The sequence below is a fragment of the Magnetovibrio blakemorei genome (genome assembly GCF_001746755.1).
Lineage (GTDB): Bacteria > Pseudomonadota > Alphaproteobacteria > Rhodospirillales > Magnetovibrionaceae > Magnetovibrio > Magnetovibrio blakemorei.
Genome location: NZ_MCGG01000084.1, coordinates 1 through 19,253, shown reverse-complemented (window position 1 = coordinate 19,253; position 19,253 = coordinate 1). Strand labels below are relative to the sequence as shown.

Here is a 19,253-nt window from a genome sequence, read left to right as displayed (position 1 = left end):
CCTTTACTGAAGGGATTTCAGAGTACCGCGCAAGGCCTTTTGTGACAAGCTCAAAGCGGTACTCAGAACCGCCAGGACTTTATCGAGCTGTGTGCTGACGCTGACATTGAGCACAAAAGGCTGGTCATCCATGACGGCGGGGTTGCTGCCTGCCGTGGACAGAAGAATGCGTGCCTCACCGCCTGCCTCTCGATCAATGCTAAGTTCCAGACTTTGATAGTGAAAATCGTCGAGAACATCGAGCAACATGACGGCATCTTGCCCCGCTCCGCCCAAGGCATTGCGGGCCGCTTGCGATCGCATTTGTAAAACGCCGGGACCAGTTGCCGCAAAACGACCGTTCGCCACGGTCACGGCATCCGCCGAAATCATCAATGGAATTGAGCCGCTTAACACGCCTGTGCCCGATACGCCGTCAACATTCAACAGCCCAAACAAGCTCTCCAGATCAAGGCGTGAAAAGACCACCGTTATGGGGTGGTTTGATTTGCGAAAATCTATGGTCTGATCATCAATCTTCATTTGCCCACCCGCAACACCGCTTTCGGCATGAGCGATGTATAGCTTATCTTCGGGGGCAAAACGGAAGGCTATGCTCGGCTTCACCAAATCCAGTACACCGCCGATGCGTTGAGCTTGAACCGTCTGAACGCGCTCCATAACGGGCGTCGTCAGGTGCGCGAAGTTGAGGTTTGCGTTCAAGCCTTCGACAACAAGCGAATTTGTTTTGAGCGTGAGGTCATCCAAAATGATGCTAGCCGTCCCATCGGCTTCTCCACCCCAATGAGCTTTGAGCGTTGCGCCGAGTGTTCCGCGCGCCTCTTCAATGTCCGCAAACAACGGTGAGAGTTGTTTGGGTTGCAGTCCGTGAGGCGTAAAGCGCCACGGCCCTGCGTGAACAGTCCCCATGCCTTTTTGCGTCGCAAGGTCATGGTGCCCGGTGGCGCTGAGCAAATTATCTTGAGCCTGAATGGAAAAATTGACCAGATCCCCGTTGCGTTCCCCGTCACCCGTAAAGTGCAGCGGTTCGATCCAGGGATGCTTGACCGTTAAGGTCTCCAGACGGGCGTTCAAATTCAACGTCTCAAAATCTAGGTCAGCGTGAATGTTGAGATCGTTCAAGCGCACGCGCTGACCCTGGCGAGTACCAACAACGGCTTGTCCGTCTTGAACTTGAAGGGCAAGCCCGCTCTGCCCCGCACCGGGCTCAATCGTGACCACGCCGGCACCGTCGATCACGTTGAAATCATCCTCCCGTACACCTGCTCCGCTAAAGCGCACCCGTGCCACCCAAGTCGGCCCGGCGGGCGAAAGCGTTACTTCGCCGCTGCCTTCAAAATCACCCGATACGGGGCCAAGGTCCTTCAGCGCCAACAGCCAATGTCCCGGCTGCAATCCACCGGACGCAAAACTCAGCTTGGACACTTCAAAGGCCGCGCCCCCAGAGCTGCCCTCGTTGCCATCGAACGTCGCCTTTATGATGATGGGGGGGAAGCTCTTGTCAGGCGAGGCGACAAGCTCAGCCTTCCCATGTGCACCATCGAATAGCGCTTGCCCTGAAATATCGAACGGCGCGAGACCCGGCACCATCACGTGTCCCGATGATACCCTCAAGGTCCCCGATCCATCGGGGTGGAGTTCACCTGAAATTTTGGCACGGATAGAATTATCAGCTTGGCTCAGATGAACCTTGCCATCGCGCAAAAGAATGCGCGGCAACGTGATGGATGGTCCTGCCTCAGCGCTTTGAGAGGCCGCCAGGTTTTGGCGCACAACAGCCATCAGGTCTGAATTAAAATCTGATACGGTGAGCTCTAACCCGGTAATCTCAATTGAAGAAACCTGTGCAGAGATGAGCTGCCCCACATCATAGGAAACCTTAAGGGCATCCAAGAACAATTCATCGCCGAAACGAATACCCTCGACCTGTATTTTGCGCCAATCCAACCCTGTCACGCGTAGTGTTACGTTCCCAATGCCTTGGCTCTTCAACCACGCCTGCAGCGCCGTTTCCATTAAAACCGTGCGCTCTGCAACAACAGCCCCCAGGGCGAGGGCCAAAACGAGGGCCCCAACGACAAGACGCATGTGCCGCTTAAAAGAATTCGAACGTGCGAAAATGACTTTGCTCATGATGATCATAGTACGCTGAAAGAGAGTGAGTTTGACAGGGATGAAGAGCTCCCCGTGACATTCTTCGGTCAGCTCCAATTTAGCACATCAGCTTTCTACGTTCGCGCTCAACCTTCTTTAAAAGGTCCTGACCTTAGTCGTGAACAATCACATTCATCAATTCCGGGTGAACCTTCATCGTGTCGTTGTCATATTCAATCAGGCCGAGGGTACGGAACTTGTTCATGAAAAAATTGATCCGGGTTCGGGTTGTGCCGACCCTGGATGCCAAATCATCCTGGCTGACTTTCGGGACAACAACCGAAATCATTCCGTGTTTATCAAAGCTTGCAAGAAGCAGAAGCACCCTGGCCAGACGCTTTTCACTGGAATTAAACAACAACTCAACCAGATCGGAAACAATCTGGCTATTATGGCTCAGCAAGAACGACATAAATATTTCCGAGAACTCTGGCTGATCGTGGAGCATCCGTTGCATCGCCACCTTGGAGATGATGATCACGGTGGTCGGTTTGTTCGCACTGACCGAGGACAAATTCAAGGACTGACCTGAAAGGCATCCCTCGCCAAAGAACGCCCCCGCGCCGAGCACCCCAATAATGCCGTGTTTACCTTGACCGGAGACGACGGATATCTGCACACCGCCTTTCTCAATATAATAGACGGCATCAGCGGCGTCTCCCTGTCGGTAGATCAAGTCCTTGTTTTTATAATGGACATTACGCCGACCATCGCCAACGGCGTTGAGGACTAACTTGAGGCCGAACGCTTGCTTCGTCGTAGAACTTTCCGGTCGTTTGGTGACCATTATTTTACCCCTGCATTTTGCAATTCAAACGTCGCAATTGTCCGACCTTAGATCCTCAAAAAAACGCCGAGCCGTTTGGGGCCCTGCGAATTAAACAAATGGGGTTGCCCATGTACTAACCACACATAACGGTGGCGTACTGTTCAAAACGACACATAACCGTGCAAGAACTTTAGTGAATATCCCATTTTTTTCTGAAAGAGATGATGGCGAAGTGTGATGACCCTCTATCGCCTTGATTAAAGTCCCTTAAATAGGCAATGTTATCAATTCAGCCTCTCCTTGTTGATAACTGGAGGGAACTCGGGTTTCACAATAGAAACCGCGTGCTCCTATGTGCCAAACCGAATGCTTGTAACGAATAAAAGTTTAGAGGTTAAATCCTATAACCCTTTACTGATTAGGGCTGTGCTTTTTGCCGCCCTTATACTCCTCTTTGACCTTTCTATACCGCTCGGCGTGGCAGCGGGCGTTCCTTATATGGCTTTGGTTCTGCTGGGACTTTGGCATCCAGACAAACGTATGATTTTTATCCTGGCCGTGCTGGGCAGCGTCTTGACGATCCTCGGCTATTTTTTGTCTGCTCCTGCAGGCCTGCATTGGATGGTTGTCTTTAACAGAGGACTGGCTTTATTCGCAATTTGGGTAACCGCTTTTTTAAGTTATCAACGCAAGCAATATGAAACCACGCTCAATGAGGCCTTGCGCGACCAAGAACAAAAAGTACATGACCGGACCCAAAATCTACGCGCAGAAATTAAAGAACGTTTGCATGTGGAAACGGCATTGCGGGCCAGCGAGTACAATTTTAGAACACTTATGGAGCAAGCCTCCGATGCCATTTTTGTCTTTAACGAAAATGGAAAAGTTCTCGACCTCAATTCTGCCGGACGTGAGCTTTTGGCTCTTCCTGACAACGCCCCTCTGTTCGATTTAAATTACATCGACATTCTACCTTCTCAGAACGGTTCTGATTTCGATCAAGAATTCGCCCGCTTGCAGGCAGGTCAAGTTGTACGTTCGACTCAATCCATACACGGTGTCGATGGTTCATCAGTTCCCGTCGAGATCAGTGCAAAACAACTCAGCGATGGACGCATTCATGTCATTGCAAGAAATATTTCTGAACGCCTCGCCAGCGAAGAAAGAGACCGTCTCCATCAGTCGGAAATTGCCCGTGCATGGCGAATAGCCGCAATTGGTGAGATGTCCACCGTTTTGGCCCATGAACTCAATCAACCCCTCACCGTCATATCTGGTAGCGCTCAAGTGGCTTCAGAGTTTTTACAAGCGCATTCCGAACAGGAAAAATGCCCTGATATGACCACGGTGCGTGAAGGGCTCAAACAAGTCTTGATGCAGGCTGAAAGAGCAAATGCGATCATTCGCAGAGTCCGCGCTTTCATCCGAAAGGAGCCCCCTCGGCGGAGGACATTGAACATAAACACCATCATTCAAGAATTGTCCGAAATCTTGAATGCGTTGGGACGGCGGAACGAAATCAGCATAATCCTCGATCTAAATTCTGGTGTGCCCGATATATCGGCTGAAAGAGTTCAAATTGAACAAGTCATTCTCAATTTAGCGAGAAATGCAATTGAGGCCACGCAAGCGAACTCTGGAACTGTGGTCACGATTGGCACGTGTGTTGGCGAAAATGGTGACGTTGTCATCAAGATCTGCGATGACGGACCTGGCGTTATAGAGAATGATCTTGATCGCATTTTCGACCCATTTTACACAACCAAAGACGATGGAATTGGCATCGGTCTGACAATATGTCGCACAATTGTAGAGGGACATGGTGGAAACCTTAGCCTGAGCAATGGCCCTGAAAAGGGATGCATAGCACAAGTCAGCATCCCTTTTATTGAGGTGGAGAGCGCTTTTGCAATCTAATCCAACGGTTTTTGTCATTGATGATGATTGTGCCATCCGTGACTTTCTCTCTTGGCTTATCAGCCAAGAGAATTTGGACGTGAAGACCTTCTCATCTGCTCATGATTTCATTGAAGCCAATCATTTATCCGATCCAGGCTGCCTTTTGCTTGATATTCGAATGCCTAAAATGAATGGGTCTGAACTGCAAAAATGGTTGAAGGCCAACGACAGCATCCTGCCCGTCATTATGATCACAGGTCATGGTGATGTGCCACTGGCCGTCGAATCAATGAAGACCGGAGCCTTCGATTTTTTTGAAAAACCGTTCGACACCCGGCGCCTCTTAGACTGCATTAAAGCGGCAATATCTTTAAATGCGGAACAAAGAAATGTCCGCAAGAATAATGTTGAAGTTACAAAGCGCTTAGAGCTGATGACGCCAAGAGAACGTCAAGTTTACGATATGTTGGTGTTGGGAAAGACCAATAAGACGATTGCTGCACGTTTGAACATCAGTGATCGAACGGTCGAAATTCACAGATCTCGCGTGTTGAGGAAAATGAGCGCGCGCTCTATTGCCGATCTTATCCAATACGACAGAACCCTGTAAGGTTGTATACAGTTAATTTTATCTCTTAAAAATATATACGTGTATTTCCCGGATTTATCACTTGGTGATACAGCCTCTATTTTAGCTGCACACACATCTAAACGGTGTATTGGCCTCCAGAAAAATGGAGCGTCAAGCCGTTGATGTGTTTTGGGACGTGACCATTTGCTCACACCCCATACCAATTATGTAGACGCGCAAATTTTTGTGGAATGGAACAATAGAATGAATTTTAAAATCAGCGCTCGGTTGATTTTTGGTTTTACCGCAATGGCTCTGATCTTAGCGGTGGCCGTCGGGTTACCCCTCATGCGTCCAAAATGGTTGATAACATCACAAATATGATCAACCTCGAACTCGCGGGAAAAGGTGGGACAAGCGGCGACCGCGTCCAAATCCTGGGCATGATGGCTGATGTGCGAGGCTCTCTGGCTTTGAGCCTCGCCAACATACGCGCCTATTTGCTGACTGGAGATACATCCTATGCAGACGCATATGCAAAATTGTGGTCGACGAATGAAAAACGATTCTCTGATCTAACGGCTTCTTCGTCCTTACTTTCGACAGATCAAATCACAGCACTCTCCAACTTTTCTGATGTGCGCAAACAGTTTTCTTCCCTCCCTGCTAAAATGTTTGAGATCCGAGCATCGAGCAAAACAAATATGGCCAACTACTTGTTGGTCACTGAAGCGGCACCACGGGCGGGCCGAATTCTGAACATCTTGTTGGGCGAAGCAAACGCAGATGGGAAACGTTCCGGCGGCATGGCCGGGAATCAAAAGCTGCTTTTGACAAATGATGCTCAAGACAACAGCAAAGCCATATCCGCCTTATTAACGGTTGAATGGGTCCTTTTGGGCGTTGGGTTAACCGTTGCAGGTCTGGTTGCCTTCTTGATCATTCGCTCCATCGTTGGACCCGTCAGAGACATGACCCGATCAATGGGCAGCTTGGCCGATGGCAACCTGGAAACCAATATTCCTGCGCTTGATAAGCATGATGAAATTGGCGAAATGGCCCAAGCTGTTCAAGTGTTCAAAGACAACGCCATCCGCGTGAAAAAGATGGAGGAAGAACAAAAACAAGCTGAACTTCGAGCCGAGCAAGAAAAGCGGGCATTAATGCTGAAGATGGCAAATGACTTTGAAAGCTCTATCGGCAGCGTTGTCGAGTCCGTATCGTCTGCCTCAACGGAAATGCAAGCTTCAGCTGCCTCCCTTTCTGCAACGGCAGAGCAAACATCAAAACAGTCCACCACTGTTGCGGCGGCTGCCGAAGAAGCATCAACAAACGTCCAAACGGTCGCCTCTGCTGCGGAGGAACTTTCGAGTTCAATTGCTGAGATTTCACGACAAGTTGCACAGTCTACGGATGTTGCCAGTGCCGCAGTAGCAGAAGTTGCTTCTGCCAATCAGAAGGTGCAGGGTCTGGCCACAGCTGCGCAAAAAATCGGTGACGTGGTTGCTTTGATCACAGACATCGCCGACCAAACCAACCTTCTTGCCCTCAACGCCACAATCGAAGCCGCACGTGCTGGTGAAGCCGGGAAAGGTTTTGCGGTTGTTGCCGCAGAAGTTAAAAACCTTGCGAACCAAACGGCCAAGGCGACGGAAGAAATTTCAACGCAGATCGGTGGCATCCAGGGTGCCACGGATGAGGCCGTTCTTGCCATTCAATCCATTGGCGGAACGATCAACACAATGAACGAAATAACCTCAGCTATTGCTGCCGCAGTAGAGGAGCAAGGAGCCGCCACTCAGGAAATTGCACGCAACGTAGAACAGGCTGCCACGGGAACCAATGAGGTCTCCTCGAACATAGCCGGGGTGAATGATGCCGCAAATGAAACAGGAGCTTCTTCGGAGGAATTGCTGACGGCTGCACAAGAGCTGTCTCGTCAATCTGAAGTTTTGAGAGAGGAAGTAAACGTGTTCCTCGACAACATTCGTCAGGGGTAACTTCTGCCATGTCTATTGTCTATGATTTTGGTTCAATTCGTGCCGCCAGCCTTTTGAAAGGCTTTACCAAGCAAGCGCATGATGTGGCTTTGACAGTCTCTTCCTTGACTGAAATACACGCCTCAATCCAACGTAGACTGGATATTACGAACCAACATCTGGGGAATGCCATCAGCAAATATGAAGACGTTTTGGAAAGTGTTCACGATTCCCAAAAGTTCATCAAGAAATGTGCCAAGGCATGTGAACTCGAAGATATTGAGAAAATGATCCAAGAGCGCAATCGCCTGGCAAAAAAAATACCCCTCAGGTCCACCTTATTTGAACGAGATTGAAACAGCCCAAAGAATCAAACATCAAAAAATCAGAAAACACCGCTTCAACCATCAGGAAAAAAGCGGCTTAACTTATAACTGGCTGCGCCAAAGCCTTTGTTAGATCAAATGATCATTGGCCCAAACATTTTAACGACGGACAAAATCCGTCCAATCTGTAAGGAAAAATGAATATGGGACATACAACATTATTTGGTCCATTTGGAAAGATGCCCGGAACAAAGATAAGCCGTCTGGTCGGTGTCGCTATGATTTTCGGCTCTCTTTTGGGGACTGCGTTCGCTTCAAATGCAGCGGAACCAAATCTAAACCTCAGCGATGAGGAACGGACCCAAGCCAACAAAATCTTCTTCGAACGCTGCGCAGGCTGTCATGGCGTGTTGCGCAAGGGTGCTACGGGGAAACCGTTGACCACCGACATCACCAAAGAGCGCGGCTACGACACGTTGGTCGCGTTTATCACCTATGGCTCACCAGCGGGTATGCCCAATTGGGGCACATCTGGGGAGCTGAGTGAATCCCAAATCGATCTGATGGCGCGTTATCTGTTGAATGAGCCACAAACTCCGCCAGAATTCGGCATGCCCGAAATGAAGGCCAGTTGGAATTTGGCGGTTCCTCCTGACAAGCGTCCCACGAAAAAGATGAATGATTGGGATATCGACAATTTATTTTCGGTGACACTTCGCGATGCCGGTCAGATCGCCCTCATCGACGGCAATACATATGAAATCAAAACCATTATCAAAACCGGTTACGCGGTGCACATCACGCGGATCTCGGCCAATGGCCGTTATCTTTTGGTGATTGGTCGCGACGCGCGAATCAACATGATCGATTTATGGATGAAAGAACCCGCCACGGTCGCCTCTATTAAAATCGGTATGGAAGCACGCTCCGTCGAATCCTCAAAAATGAAAGGCTTCGAAGATAAGTACGCCATCGCGGGAGCCTATTGGCCACCGCAATTTACCATTATGGACGGCCATACATTGGAGCCCCTTAAGATCGTATCGACCCGCGGCATGACCGTGGATACACAAGACTACCACCCCGCATCCGGGGCGCGGGGCAAACCTCAATCATCCAAAATTTGGACCCGTGTGGGCGACCAGTCATCTCGGCGATGAAACGGTGGCGCTGATCGGTACCGACCCGATCGGTCATCCGCAATATGCCTGGAAAGTTGTGCAGAGCCTTGAAGCCCAGGGTGGCGGGTCTCTGTTCGTCAAAACGCACCCCAACTCCACCAATTTGTGGGTTGATAGCCCGCTTAATCCCGATGAAGAGATCGCATCTTCGGTCGCGGTGTTCGACATGACCAAACCGGATGCACCTTATAAAGTGATCCCCATCGCAGCTTTGGCCGGCATTAAAGATGGTGCTCGCCGCGCGGTGCAAGGTGAATACAACAAGGCCGGAACGGAAATTTGGTTCTCGGTATGGAACGGCAAGGATAAGCAGTCTGCCATTGTTGTTATTGATGACAAAACCCTAAAGGTGAAAAAGGTGATCAAGGATAAGCGTCTGATCACGCCAACGGGTAAGTTCAACGTCTTTAATACGCGTGAGGACGTGTATTAAACATCAGGTTGCCAACTCCTGATGAAATGAGCCGTCAGCCGCCCCATGGCTGACGGCTTTTTTGAGTCCAAATTTCTTACCCCCCACAGCCTTGGAATACAAGTTCGGTTTGTTGTGCTCAAACCATCTTGCAACCAAATCAGAGAGGCCGCTGTCATCACCCTAATATCATTGTGCGATACCATTAATTGGCGGCATCGTGCTATGGTAATAAAATTACAACGAGAACATCTGGAACATCCGGAACGTACAACAAGGAAGTTCGGTATGCTGCTACAGTGGTCTGATAAAATGAAAGTCGGTCATAAGGTTATCGATTACGATCACCAGATGCTGTTTAACATCGCCAATGACTTGCACCACACTGTGAACGCTCAGGGACCTGACGCGATTGGAAAGTCTTTGGAACGTCTTGTGCAATACATTGAAACCCACTTTGCACGGGAAGAAGATTTGTTTTCCAACACAGACTACCCCAACGCGGAAAAGCACAAAAAAAATCATCGCGATATTGAAAATCTGGTGCATGATTTTTCGGCCGCATTTGCATCCGATCCACAGTCTGTGGATATGGAAAAATTATTGGGCTTTTTGAAAGAATGGCTGGTTAAACATATCGGCCAGTTAGATAAGGGGTATATCCCCTATGTGATCAAAGCGGAAAAAAAACTGACTTACGGACACGGGTAACCGTTCACCAGAGTTCAAAGTATCCGACACCACACAACTTGGTCCAAATACAAACACATTCTCCAACACATCACATAAAGCTTTGCAGCCCGTGCGGTCGCGGGCGGTTGTTGTGTAACCTGTCAGAACAAGCACGACCAACTTCGACGTACATTCACGTCTCCATAACCGAAGTCACAAGGCAAACTTGCGCGGCACTCTGCTCACCGCTTACCGCTTTTTCTTTTTGCTATCTTCCAGATAGGTTCGAAGCTTAGTGACATTGGCGATATGAATGGATTTTCGGGAGTTTTTTACACCGTACTGTGACAGCCGAGCCAGCAGGCGCGACAGGCTTACGGCTGTGATCCCCAGCTTTTTGGCGGTCAGCCCTTTGTCGAAGGGCAAGGTTAAACTGTATGCGCCGTTTTCGTCTTCCGGAATTTGTTCGAGCAAGTATTCGATCATGCGCTGGGTCGGGCTGTGCAGTTTTAAAGTATCCAACTGCGTCGCAAGATCGCGTTCGCGCAGGGCCAAAGATCCTAAAATCGAAAAGGCTGTCTTCGATGAAGATTCCAGTTGGTTGAGAAACAGAGATACGGGAATGGCGATGATTTTCGAACCTGCGGTATATTCCGCCGTTGCCGGATAACTCCCCTCATGGAAGGCAGCAGCCTCCGCAAACGTAGACACCGGGGTAATGGTGTCGATGATCGCCTGGGTGCCGTCTTCGTGATAAAGCGAAATGGTCACCATGCCGTCCAACAAGACGTAAATGGTATCCGCCGGCTCGTTGTGATTAAACAGAAGTCCGGCTTGGGAATAGGTTGTAACGCTGGCGGACACGGTCAAAGACGCCAGCAATTCGGTCGGTATGTGGGCAAAAAACGGAACCGATGCAATGCTCTCGAAATCTTCCTGTGACAACATGGCGGTGGTTTTGGCTTTGAGGGTATGGTTCATAGCTCAGCCCTCAATTTTCCCAAAACATCCATCAATGACTGGGGGTCGCTGATGGTGATAGAACGACCCTCCACGTGAACGCCGCGTTCTTTGAGCCGCTTGAGGGCACGCGACAGACTTTCCGGAACCAGACCGAGATGTGCGGCAAGTTTCTTTTTGCCATAGGGCAACTCAAACGCCATGCCGCCGCCTTGCTGTTCCATCAAGTCGAGAAAATGGGCCGCAAGGCGCTGTTCCGCTTTTTGCGTCTTGAGGCTGTTGATTTGATGGACCAAGCCGTGAATGCGCTGGCTCATACCACAAAGCATTGACCTTAATAAAACCCAATCTTTTTCCAAGGCGCTCAACAAATCTTCGGTCGGAATACTCACGATGTGCGTGTCGTCAAAAGTCCTATAAGCATACTTATGAGGATGATTGAGAAAGATTTCCGACAAACCGATGAAGCTGTTGGCACCGATGCAATTGAGCAACTGTTGTGCGCCAGCAGCATCATCGCTCGTCACTCCATCTCCTGCGTAAGAGCCCACATAACCTTGCAAAACAATATGGAGATGATCGGCTGTCGTATCGCTGCCAACGATTTGCGTGCCGGGAGGTGGCATCAACTGCGTCGCGTTTTGCAACAAAGCACAAAGGCTTTTCTGCGGGGTGTCTAAGAACACGGGAACCATACCAAGCCTGAAAATCAGACCCGGGTCTTCGCTTAATGGGGATACATGAGACAAGGCTTAGAACTCCAATTCACGGACAAACAAAAACGCACCGGCAAAATGCAGTTACTTCCAAACCAATAAAACCATTCTAAGGCATAGATGAGGAGCATGTCGAGAGTTGAGGAACATGGTCAGGCGTTTTTTAGCGTTCTTAACAAAAGATAAGGACGCCATGGACGGGGACAGATTGAATACCACCACGGTGGTTTATCGAGACCACTTGGCAATGATCGTGGAAATCACGAAGGATATTGAACATGTCAGAAGGTCTAACCAAGTCAGCCGCACGGAACATCTTTTTCGGCGGCACCATTTTTTTTCTCGTCATTCTGGTTGCCTTGACGGTGCACAGCTACGGCTACATCGAAAAGAACTCTACGGATGTGGCGGGTATTACGCCGGGTGTCGAACAGGGTAAAGCCGTGTGGGAACGACATTCATGCATCAACTGCCACACCATCCTTGGCGAAGGTGCCTACTACGCGCCGGAGTTGGGCAACGTATGGGCGCGCTACGGCGGTTTTGAAGATGCCGACACAGCACGCGACGGCATCAAGGACTGGATTCGGTCCCAGCCGACTGAGGTCGAAGGGCGTCGGCAAATGCCGCATTTCGAAATCAACGAACAAGAGCTCGATGCGCTCGTTGACTTTTTCAAATGGGTCAACACCATCAAAACACAGAACTGGCCCCCCAACGTGGCCGGTTAATTGAGCCAGGCAAGAGGACAAATTGATCATGAAATATGAAACTCAAAAACTGGCTTACCCCTATTTTCTTGCGGCGATGGGTCTCTTCGTTGCGCAAGTGCTGGGTGGCCTTCTGGCTGGAACGGTTTATATATTCCCCAATCTGTTGGCGGAAGCCGTGCCGTTCAACGTCATCCGTATGATCCACACCAATGCGCTGATCGTGTGGCTGCTGTTCGGCTTTTTCGGTGCAGCTTATTATTTGGTTCCAGAAGAAACAGAAACAGAAATTCACAGCCCGTTGATTGCCAAGTTACAGTTTTGGCTGTTCCTGTTCGGCGCGGCAGCAGCAGTTCTAGGGTACCTGTTCGGCATCCACGAAGGGCGCGAGTTCCTCGAACAACCGCTGTGGATCAAGGTTGCCATCGTTGTCGTGGCGCTGATGTTCCTGTTCAACATTTCGATGACCTTACTCAAGGGCCGAAAAACGGCGGTGTCCCTGATTTTGGTCATGGGCTTGTGGGGACTGGCACTGTTCTTCCTGTTCGCTTTCTACAACCCCAGCAACCTCGCCCTGGATAAAATGTTCTGGTGGTATGTGGTGCATCTGTGGGTCGAAGGCGTGTGGGAATTGATCATGGCGGCGATCTTGGCATTCTTGTTGATCAAGATGACTGGCATCGACCGCGAAATCGTCGAAAAATGGTTGTACGTGATCGTTTCCATGACCTTGTTCACGGGCTTGCTCGGCATGGGCCACCACTACTTCTGGATCGGCACACCAGGGTACTGGCAATGGATCGGTTCGATCTTCTCGACGTTGGAAGTTCTGCCCTTCTTCGCCATTGTCGTGTTCGCCTTTATGGTCGTGCGCAAAGGTGGCCGCGACCATCCCAACCAGGCCGCTATGTTATGGACTCTGGGCTGTGCGGTGTTGGCATTCTTTGGTGCAGGGGTGTGGGGGTTCATGCACACCTTGGCCCCGATCAACTACCTGACCCACGGTACGCAGGTCACTGCGGCGCATGGTCACCTGGCGTTCTTCGGCGCTTATGTGATGGTCAATCTGGCGATCATCACCTACGCCATGCCGCACTTGCGGGGCATGCAGCCGTATAACCAGGTGCTCAACATGTGGAGCTTCTGGATCATGTCCAGCGGCATGGTCTTTATGACCTTGACGTTGACGGCTGCGGGCATTTTGCAGACCCATCTGCAACGGGTCATGGGCATCAGCTTTATGGAGGTCGCCGACGAAATCGGCTTCTTCTTCATCCTGCGCGGGCTTTCCGGCGTCGTGGTGGTGATCGGCGTGCTGTTGTTCGTCTACGCCACGTTGAGCACCGATAAAGCGCAGGTTCGCGTTGGAGGGATGAAACCTCAAGCCGCTGAATAAAAAAGATGAAGTTTAGCTGAAGACAAACTTCAAAAGGGGGGCACGATCCATTTTTGTGATGGAGACTGCCCCCCTCTCTTTTCTTTATTTTGCTCTCTCGTTATTTTGTACAGTTTGGTGGACAGATCATGAATGCAATCAACGCCGATATTCCTTTTTATCTGCCGGTGGGCGGTGAATGCGAATTGTTCGAACACGCCCATAAGAACAATCTACCGCTAATGCTCAAAGGTCCGACGGGATGTGGAAAAACCCGTTTCGTGGCACATATGGCGGCGCGTCTGGGTTTGGACTTGCATACCGTTTCATGTCACGATGACCTGACGGCGGCGGATCTGACGGGACGTTACTTGTTGAAAGGTGGAGAAACCCTATGGGTTGATGGACCTTTGACCCATGCGGTGCGCACGGGCGGGGTGTGCTACCTCGACGAAGTGGTCGAAGCGCGCAAGGACGTGACCGTAGTGCTACACCCGTTGACCGACGACCGACGCATCTTACCGTTGGAGCGCACCGGTGAAACCTTAGAAGCCCCGGATGATTTTATGCTCATCGTGTCCTACAATCCGGGCTATCAGAACATTCTCAAAAGCCTTAAGCCCAGCACTCGCCAGCGTTTTGTGGGCCTCAGTTTCAATTACCCCGCACCGGATATCGAAGTGCGCATCGTCGCGCAAGAATCCGGTCTGGACGCAGAACACTGTGCGCCGTTGGTGAACATGGCCACGCGCATTCGGGCGATGAAAGATCAGGACCTGGAAGAAGGTGCATCGACCCGTTTGCTGGTGTATTGCGCAACCTTAATCCGCTCTGGGATGTCGACGCTGGATGCGGCACGCGCAGCCCTGATCGAACCGCTCAGTGATGATGATGACGTTAAGGCCGGTCTTGAGGAAGTGGTTCTCGCCACGTTTGGGTAGGAGACAGCATCGTGGGTCTCGCAGATTTTCTCGAACCGGAAGAATTCATCGGTACGTTTTGGAACCGTCTGGTGGGGGGGCAAAGCAGCTACGCCCATTACCCTGACGCCGCAGTACGTCTGGACGACGTACGCACCATGGTGGCGGTGTTTTTTCACGGCGTTGGCGGTGCGGGCGGACTGGAGATTGTGGGTGCCGTGGCGCGTGAAAAGAAACATCGTCTCAGCCTGATGATGAAGTTGGGCGCGGATATGGAAAAATTGGAAACCGCCAAGCGTGATGCCGAAACGCTCACCCTACCGAACGTCATAGATCTGTTCGACGATCAGGACCTCAATCGAAAACTCTATATATGGCTGGCGGCTTATTTGGCCTTAGCCGGAGCACCAAGCCGTCAACCTTCACCGGCGGACCCCTTGCAAGGTGATCTGCTGGCCCTCCAGATCTATGCCGCTCAAACCCGCACAACCTTAAAGCAGCTTCCGGGATTGCGGGTTGTGTTCGAACGCTTATCTGAAGGCGTGCGCAACGCACGGCCGACGCACGCCAAGCCCGCCATAGAACAACAAATTGAAGACGTGGTGCATGCGCTGTTGGGCGGAACTGTTCCCAAAAACGCGGCGATGTGGAACTTTGTGTCTGCGGGGCAAGGCAAACTGGACGACTTCACCGCCCCCACGGGTTACCAACCGTTTCTGTCGGTGCCGCTGTGGGGCGAGGTCGTGGACCGGGGTCTCAGCAACGCACACGACCCAGATGCGGTCGATGACGAAGACAGCAAAAGCGATCACCAAAACAGTGAAGATCTGCGCGATGGCCGCAAGTTCGTGGCCGAACAACGCGACAACGATCAAGCCGAACGCGACGACCCGCTGGCCTTCGACCGTTTTGAACACATCCTCTCTATGGCCGACATGGTCAACGTCAACCGTCCTGTTGACGACGATGAAGACAATGACCCGAAGCGTGCGGCGGAGGAATTGGAACACATCACCTTGTCGAAAAATGACAAAAAAACCGCCTCGACCATCCGTCTTGATCTGGACCTTCCGGCCAACGCCGTTGACACATCACGGCTCATCGCCGACATCACCTATCCGGAATGGGACTATCGGCGCAAAAGCTATCACTTAGATCACTGCGTGGTCGTGTCCGGCCTGGCGGACGAGGAAGGCGAAGACTGGAGCCCCGATGAAGCCAGCCGCAAGCGGATTAACAAGGTGCGCCGTCAGTTCGAAGCCTTGCGTCCCAAACGCGAACGCACGCCCCGCGAATTTGACGGGAGCGAATTGGACATTGACGCCCTGATCCGGGCGCGCTGCGATCTGGCCGCCAGCGGTGAAGGCAGCGACCGAATTTACACCTCCTTTCGCAACGAAAGCCGTGACCTGGCGGCGCTGATCTTGGTGGATGTGTCGCTGTCCACCGATGCGTGGATGGATGGGCAGCGCGTGCTGGACGTGGAAAAGGAAGCCCTGACCACCTTGACGCATGGCCTGGCGGCCAGCGGCGACGACCACGCGATTTACACGTTCACATCGCGCAAGCGAAGCTTGGTGCGACTGGATCGATTAAAAGATTTTGACGAGACGCTGTCTCCCGCTGTTGATCGACGCATCGCAGCCCTGAAGCCCGGATATTACACCCGCATGGGCGCGGCGATCCGCTACGCGGCGGACAAATTGAACGAGCGTCCGAACCGCCATCGATTGTTGTTGTTGATCAGTGACGGCAAGCCCAACGATCTGGATCATTACGATGGGCGCTATGGCATTGAAGACAGCCGCATGGCCATCCTCGAAGCGCGCAGATCGGGTGCGGCGGTGTACGGGGTGACCATCGACGCTCAGGCGCGAGACTATTTTCCCTACATGTTTGGAAGGGGGGGCTGCGCCATCATCCCCCATATCAACCGACTGAGCGCTGCGTTGCCAAACATTTATCGTCACCTTGTGAGCTAGGTCGAATGAGCTGATGTCTGATTTGAATGAACACAACAGCGGATGGGGGCCATTGTCGAGCCTGCCCGGAAATCCCATCATGTGGGTGCTGATCTGGAGCGAGCTTTTGGTGTTCGGCGCGGCGCTCAGTGGCTTCGCCGTGGCGCGCATGTTGGATGTGCAAACATTCGATGCTTCCCAAGCTCATCTTGATCGGTTTTTTGGCGCCCTCAACACGATGGTCCTGTTGACCAGTGGCTTATGTGCCGCCCTTGCGGTGCGTGTACGATCTGATGGGAACAGTTCGGCATCAAGGTGGTGGATGGTTTACGCGATTTTGATCGGGTCGGTATTTTTGTACGTCAAAATCATCGAATATGGTGACAAGCTGGACGCCGGTTTTGACATAGAAACGAATACATTTTTTACACTCTATTACCTGATCACCGGGTTCCATTTTTTCCATGTGATTATGGGATTGATCATTCTGGCAATCGTTGCGTGGAAGAACAGTCTTGAAAACCTCGAAACCGGGGCGGCGTTCTGGCACATGGTCGATTTGATCTGGGTGCTGGTCTACCCTGTCATCTATCTGGTGAGGTGAGTCATGCAGGCGAAACTCCCTTCAACACGTAGATTGATTTTCGTATGGGCCGTCTTGATCGCGGCGACCATTGGCCTCATGGGGGCCGGGCGCGTCAATGCAGACATTGATCTGGGCTCAACATGGGTGACGGTGTTGCTGGTTTTGGCCGGTGCCAAGTCATCTCTGATCTTGTGGTTTTACCTGAACCTGAGGCAGAGCAGCTCAGGTTGGCAAAAGGGCTTTATCGCGTTTCTATGCGTTATCTTGTCCTTTATTTTGGGTGCCTATTATCTAACGCCTGCCATTTGATAAGGTAAGAAAACGATGGACACCAATCTTGATTCGCTGATTGCCCTATTGGTCGCGAGCGCTGCGATTGGGGTTATGGTCGTAATGCTTTACCGTAACGGCGCCTTGACTTTTAAGGGCGTCATGGTGGTGGGCGGGTTGTTGCTTATTATAACCACGGTTTTAGCAACATCCCTTAGATCGTGACGTTCATAAGGCGACATGATCTGCTAGCCGAGCATACGTCGCAACCCGCGTTATAGCTGAAAAACTGCTTAGCCATTTCAGTCTTGTCCGACACGGCCCACGCGCTGAAGAATCTTTGTTTTGGTTTCTTCCGGTAGCTCCTCAACCGCCTCGACCAGCACCGCCAGTTCACGACGCAACCCATAGACTTGATCAACAAGGGATAAGATGAGCGGCAGCGTATCGATCTCCACCCCGAGTTCGTATATGCATTCGTGGATAAGACGGACTCGCGCCACATCCACGGCCGAAAATTTTGGCGTGGGAACGGTTTCTTCGGGACGGACCCAGCCACTCTCAATCCAGATCGTCAGTTCGTCGGCGCCAAGGTTCTCAACGACGGCGAGGATTTCATCGAATTCCAAGTTCATAACGCCACCATTCCTTTTCGCGGATCGTCTTCGCCGGTTTGCCAGTCGCGGACGAACGCCTCAAGCTCCGCATCCGGGTGTTCAGGCAAAACGATCTCTATACGCACATATTGATCACCCCGTTGGCCACTTTTCGGATCCAAAATGCCCTTGCCCTTGAGGCGCAACGTCGTACCAGCGTTGGCATTCTTTGGCACCGTCATTTCCACATGGCCATAGACGGTTGGCACCTTCACTTTGCCGCCGAGGACGGCTTCACGCAACGTCACTGGCAAGGTCATGTGAATATTGTTGTCCTTGCGGTCGAAAAAACGGTGTGATTGGATATGAACTTCGACATAGGCGTCTCCAGACGGTCCGCCGCCAATCCCGGGCATGCCCTTGCCACGCAGCCTGAGCAACTGGCGATCATGCACGCCTTCGGGTATGGAAATGTCTAACACCTTACCATCAGCCATAGTTGCCCGCATTTTTCCACCTCGGGCTGCATCTATGAATGGGACAGCCAAGCTATAGCTGACGTCCTGCCCGCGCATTTTTAGGCCTTCCCCTCCGCCGCCGCGGCCACGGAAAAGATCGGCGAAGATATCGCTCATATTTTCAGGGTCCTGGCCGTCGCCGTAACGGGCGTATTTTGCCCCCTCGCCGCCATCGGCATAGGGACGATAGTAATTGTGCTGAGGACGCTCGTTGCCCGCGGCGTCGATCTCGCCAGCGTCAAAGCGACGGCGCTTATCTGCATCGGACAGCAACTCTTTGGCGTTACTCAGTTCCTTAAAACGGGTTTCGGCCTTGGCGTCACCCGGATGGAGATCTGGGTGAGATTTTTTCGCCAACTTGCGGTACGCTTGGCGGATGTCATCGGTGGTGGCCGTTTTGCTGACACCCAGAACTTCATACGGATCGCGCATGTCCGAAGAACCTTTATCCAATTTATTCATGGAACTTTCAGCCTATCGCCAAGACTGTCCCCAGTTGATTCTAGGCTTCTGCAACATCCTTGTCACGCAATCGCGTTGAGGCCAAAGTCTTGCAACAATCTCTGCCTTCTCATTGCCCTGTCATAACCGCTTCCTTGCCCTCCATTTGCTGACCTTGAATTTCTCTGCTTACCCCACACCTACTTGTCTATTTCCGGGGCGTACGTTCCAGACAGC

19 protein-coding genes are annotated in these 19,253 nt (G+C 51.5%); 13 read left to right on the top strand and 6 right to left on the bottom strand.

The window, feature by feature from the left end:
- Window positions 1-3: 3 nt before the first annotated feature.
- Window positions 4-2,088 (bottom strand): intermembrane phospholipid transport protein YdbH family protein, encoded by a 2,085-nt coding sequence (locus BEN30_RS17265; RefSeq protein ID WP_170827108.1) that lies wholly within the window; start codon window positions 2,086-2,088, stop codon window positions 4-6.
- Window positions 2,089-2,266: 178 nt separating this feature from the next.
- Window positions 2,267-2,941, bottom strand: coding sequence for a Crp/Fnr family transcriptional regulator (locus BEN30_RS17260; protein ID WP_069959546.1), 675 nt, complete (start codon window positions 2,939-2,941; stop codon window positions 2,267-2,269).
- Between the two features lie 348 nt (window positions 2,942-3,289).
- Between BEN30_RS17260 and BEN30_RS17255 the strand changes: the two genes are divergently transcribed.
- The 7 genes from BEN30_RS17255 to BEN30_RS18165 all read left to right on the top strand — a co-directional run bounded on the left by BEN30_RS17255 (window position 3,290) and on the right by BEN30_RS18165 (window position 10,002).
- The gene (locus tag BEN30_RS17255) at window positions 3,290-4,840 is read left to right on the top strand and encodes a two-component system sensor histidine kinase NtrB (protein ID WP_139135115.1); all 1,551 of its coding nucleotides are present in this window, start codon (window positions 3,290-3,292) and stop codon (window positions 4,838-4,840) included.
- Window positions 4,830-5,432: a response regulator transcription factor gene (locus BEN30_RS17250; protein ID WP_069959544.1), complete on the top strand. Its 603-nt coding sequence runs from the start codon at window positions 4,830-4,832 to the stop codon at window positions 5,430-5,432. Before BEN30_RS17255 ends, BEN30_RS17250 begins: the two co-directional genes overlap by 11 nt.
- A 320-nt stretch (window positions 5,433-5,752) precedes the next feature.
- Window positions 5,753-7,393: a methyl-accepting chemotaxis protein gene (locus BEN30_RS17245; RefSeq protein WP_084005685.1), complete on the top strand. Its 1,641-nt coding sequence runs from the start codon at window positions 5,753-5,755 to the stop codon at window positions 7,391-7,393.
- 8 nt (window positions 7,394-7,401) lie between these two features.
- Complete coding sequence (locus BEN30_RS17240) at window positions 7,402-7,728, top strand: hypothetical protein (protein ID WP_069959542.1); 327 nt, start codon at window positions 7,402-7,404, stop codon at window positions 7,726-7,728.
- 173 nt (window positions 7,729-7,901) lie between these two features.
- Window positions 7,902-8,858, top strand: a complete 957-nt coding sequence (locus tag BEN30_RS19180) for a cytochrome D1 domain-containing protein (protein WP_322091080.1) — start codon at window positions 7,902-7,904, stop codon at window positions 8,856-8,858.
- Window positions 8,830-9,312 (top strand): cytochrome D1 domain-containing protein, encoded by a 483-nt coding sequence (locus BEN30_RS19175; protein WP_069959540.1) that lies wholly within the window; start codon window positions 8,830-8,832, stop codon window positions 9,310-9,312. Before BEN30_RS19180 ends, BEN30_RS19175 begins: the two co-directional genes overlap by 29 nt.
- Before the next feature lie 45 nt (window positions 9,313-9,357).
- Window positions 9,358-10,002 carry a bacteriohemerythrin gene (locus BEN30_RS18165; protein ID WP_084005684.1) on the top strand — a complete coding sequence of 215 codons (645 nt, stop codon included), beginning with the start codon at window positions 9,358-9,360 and terminating at the stop codon, window positions 10,000-10,002.
- 210 nt (window positions 10,003-10,212) lie between these two features.
- Here the strand turns inward: BEN30_RS18165 and BEN30_RS17220 are convergent, their stop codons facing one another.
- Together BEN30_RS17220 and BEN30_RS17215 are read right to left on the bottom strand one after the other, a co-directional pair.
- Entirely contained in the window at window positions 10,213-10,944 is a 732-nt protein-coding gene (locus BEN30_RS17220; protein ID WP_069959538.1) for a Crp/Fnr family transcriptional regulator, read from the bottom strand.
- Window positions 10,941-11,672 (bottom strand): helix-turn-helix domain-containing protein, encoded by a 732-nt coding sequence (locus BEN30_RS17215; protein WP_139135114.1) that lies wholly within the window; start codon window positions 11,670-11,672, stop codon window positions 10,941-10,943. The genes BEN30_RS17220 and BEN30_RS17215 overlap by 4 nt, the downstream gene beginning before the upstream one ends.
- 245 nt (window positions 11,673-11,917) lie before the next feature.
- On the opposite strand from BEN30_RS17215, the gene BEN30_RS17210 reads away from it, so the two are divergent.
- The 6 genes from BEN30_RS17210 (at window position 11,918) to BEN30_RS17185 (ending at window position 17,500) form a co-directional block, all read left to right on the top strand.
- Window positions 11,918-12,370, top strand: coding sequence for a c-type cytochrome (locus BEN30_RS17210; RefSeq protein ID WP_069959536.1), 453 nt, complete (start codon window positions 11,918-11,920; stop codon window positions 12,368-12,370).
- A gap of 28 nt (window positions 12,371-12,398) precedes the next feature.
- The gene (locus tag BEN30_RS17205; protein WP_069959535.1) at window positions 12,399-13,745 is read left to right on the top strand and encodes a cbb3-type cytochrome c oxidase subunit I; all 1,347 of its coding nucleotides are present in this window, start codon (window positions 12,399-12,401) and stop codon (window positions 13,743-13,745) included.
- A gap of 128 nt (window positions 13,746-13,873) precedes the next feature.
- Window positions 13,874-14,665 carry a CbbQ/NirQ/NorQ/GpvN family protein gene (locus BEN30_RS17200; RefSeq protein WP_069959534.1) on the top strand — a complete coding sequence of 264 codons (792 nt, stop codon included), beginning with the start codon at window positions 13,874-13,876 and terminating at the stop codon, window positions 14,663-14,665.
- A gap of 11 nt (window positions 14,666-14,676) precedes the next feature.
- The gene (locus BEN30_RS17195; RefSeq protein WP_069959533.1) at window positions 14,677-16,626 is read left to right on the top strand and encodes a nitric oxide reductase activation protein NorD; all 1,950 of its coding nucleotides are present in this window, start codon (window positions 14,677-14,679) and stop codon (window positions 16,624-16,626) included.
- A 13-nt stretch (window positions 16,627-16,639) separates the two neighbouring features.
- On the top strand, window positions 16,640-17,209 hold the full coding sequence (locus BEN30_RS17190; protein WP_069959532.1) for a cytochrome c oxidase subunit 3 family protein: 570 nt from the start codon (window positions 16,640-16,642) through the stop codon (window positions 17,207-17,209).
- A 3-nt stretch (window positions 17,210-17,212) separates the two neighbouring features.
- On the top strand, window positions 17,213-17,500 hold the full coding sequence (locus BEN30_RS17185; protein ID WP_069959531.1) for a cytochrome C oxidase subunit IV family protein: 288 nt from the start codon (window positions 17,213-17,215) through the stop codon (window positions 17,498-17,500).
- 263 nt (window positions 17,501-17,763) lie between these two features.
- On the opposite strand, the gene BEN30_RS17180 is transcribed toward BEN30_RS17185, so the two are convergent.
- A complete protein-coding gene (locus BEN30_RS17180; RefSeq protein ID WP_069959530.1) occupies window positions 17,764-18,096 on the bottom strand; it encodes a chaperone modulator CbpM in 333 nt (110 codons plus the stop codon).
- A complete protein-coding gene (locus BEN30_RS17175) occupies window positions 18,093-19,037 on the bottom strand; it encodes a DnaJ C-terminal domain-containing protein (protein WP_245649080.1) in 945 nt (314 codons plus the stop codon). The genes BEN30_RS17180 and BEN30_RS17175 overlap by 4 nt, the downstream gene beginning before the upstream one ends.
- Between the last annotated feature and the right edge of the window lie 216 nt (window positions 19,038-19,253).

Coding starts and splice junctions, on each gene's coding strand:
- BEN30_RS17265 (WP_170827108.1), bottom strand. CDS start 2,088: ATGCGTCTTGTCGTTGGGGCCCTCGTTTTGGCCCTCGCCCTGGGGGCT.
- BEN30_RS17260 (WP_069959546.1), bottom strand. CDS start 2,941: ATGGTCACCAAACGACCGGAAAGTTCTACGACGAAGCAAGCGTTCGGC.
- BEN30_RS17255 (WP_139135115.1), top strand. CDS start 3,290: ATGCTTGTAACGAATAAAAGTTTAGAGGTTAAATCCTATAACCCTTTA.
- BEN30_RS17245 (WP_084005685.1), top strand. CDS start 5,753: ATGGTTGATAACATCACAAATATGATCAACCTCGAACTCGCGGGAAAA.
- BEN30_RS17240 (WP_069959542.1), top strand. CDS start 7,402: ATGTCTATTGTCTATGATTTTGGTTCAATTCGTGCCGCCAGCCTTTTG.
- BEN30_RS19180 (WP_322091080.1), top strand. CDS start 7,902: ATGGGACATACAACATTATTTGGTCCATTTGGAAAGATGCCCGGAACA.
- BEN30_RS18165 (WP_084005684.1), top strand. CDS start 9,358: ATGGCTGACGGCTTTTTTGAGTCCAAATTTCTTACCCCCCACAGCCTT.
- BEN30_RS17220 (WP_069959538.1), bottom strand. CDS start 10,944: ATGAACCATACCCTCAAAGCCAAAACCACCGCCATGTTGTCACAGGAA.
- BEN30_RS17210 (WP_069959536.1), top strand. CDS start 11,918: ATGTCAGAAGGTCTAACCAAGTCAGCCGCACGGAACATCTTTTTCGGC.
- BEN30_RS17205 (WP_069959535.1), top strand. CDS start 12,399: ATGAAATATGAAACTCAAAAACTGGCTTACCCCTATTTTCTTGCGGCG.
- BEN30_RS17200 (WP_069959534.1), top strand. CDS start 13,874: ATGAATGCAATCAACGCCGATATTCCTTTTTATCTGCCGGTGGGCGGT.
- BEN30_RS17190 (WP_069959532.1), top strand. CDS start 16,640: ATGTCTGATTTGAATGAACACAACAGCGGATGGGGGCCATTGTCGAGC.
- BEN30_RS17185 (WP_069959531.1), top strand. CDS start 17,213: ATGCAGGCGAAACTCCCTTCAACACGTAGATTGATTTTCGTATGGGCC.
- BEN30_RS17180 (WP_069959530.1), bottom strand. CDS start 18,096: ATGAACTTGGAATTCGATGAAATCCTCGCCGTCGTTGAGAACCTTGGC.
- BEN30_RS17175 (WP_245649080.1), bottom strand. CDS start 19,037: ATGAATAAATTGGATAAAGGTTCTTCGGACATGCGCGATCCGTATGAA.